Here is a 396-nt window from a genome sequence, read left to right as displayed (position 1 = left end):
GCTTAAGGCGCTGCACGCCATAGATGACGCTGGCCGGTTGACCGAAGCGGGCGCGGCGATGCGCAAATTGGCGCTGCCGGTGCGGCTGGCGCATATGGTGGCGGAAGCGGCAAAGGCTGGGCAGGCGCTCGAAGCGGCGACGCTTGCGGTGCTGCTCACCGAGCGCGGGCTGGGCGGCGACAGCGCCGACCTGGAGCGGCGGCTGATGCGCTTTCGCACCGAAAAATCCCCGCGCGCCAACGCTGCCCGACAGCTCGCCGAGCGCCTGGCCAAACCCTCCCCCTCGAGGGGAGGGTTGGCGAGCGCGCTGAGCGACGCTCAGCGTGATCGACGGGGTGGGGTCGGTTCGGGCACGCTACCAGCGACCCCACCCCGATCCGCTGCGCGGCTCGACCT

1 pseudogene is annotated in these 396 nt (G+C 71.5%); it reads left to right on the top strand.

Going from position 1 to position 396, the window contains the following annotated elements:
- Positions 1-271 (top strand): annotated as a pseudogene (locus tag EOA29_RS40745) (ATP-dependent helicase HrpB); the annotation flags it as partial.
- Positions 272-396: the final 125 nt, after the last annotated feature.

Source organism: Mesorhizobium sp. M1E.F.Ca.ET.063.01.1.1 (assembly GCF_003998155.1).
Taxonomy (GTDB): domain Bacteria; phylum Pseudomonadota; class Alphaproteobacteria; order Rhizobiales; family Rhizobiaceae; genus Mesorhizobium.
The sequence above is the reverse complement of the archived record's forward strand: the minus strand, read 5'-3'. Positions and strand labels throughout refer to the sequence as shown.